Below are 384 nucleotides of genomic sequence, written 5' to 3'. Positions count from 1 at the left end.
CTGGTAGCGGGCCCTGATCTGTTCGCGGGACATGCCCATGGCGAGCCCGCCCAATATGACGTTCCGTTCACCCGTCAGGTCGTTCATCAGGGCGGCGTTGACGCCGAGCAGGGAGGGCTGGCCGTTGGTGTAGACCTTACCCCGCTCGGCGGGCAGCAGGCCGGCGATGGCCCGCAGCAGGGTCGACTTCCCGGAGCCGTTGGAGCCGATCAGCCCGATCGCCTCGCCCCGGTAGGCGACGAAGGAGACCCCGCGCACGGCGTGCACCTTGCGCACGCCCCGCTCCTCGCCCCGCTTGACGATGCGGCTGAGCGCCGCCGTGGCGCTGCCCTTGCCGGTCCTCGTGCCGTTGACGCGGTAGACGATGTGCAGGTCGTCCGCGAT

1 protein-coding gene is annotated in these 384 nt (G+C 70.3%); it reads right to left on the bottom strand.

The annotated features are described in order from the left end of the window. On the bottom strand, nt 1-384 hold a 384-nt coding region (locus KYY02_RS33790), incomplete at both ends, for an ATP-binding cassette domain-containing protein (RefSeq protein WP_371244923.1).

This window comes from Streptomyces pimonensis (genome assembly GCF_041380215.1).
GTDB lineage: Bacteria > Actinomycetota > Actinomycetes > Streptomycetales > Streptomycetaceae > Streptomyces > Streptomyces pimonensis.
The sequence above is the reverse complement of the archived record's forward strand: the minus strand, read 5'-3'. Positions and strand labels throughout refer to the sequence as shown.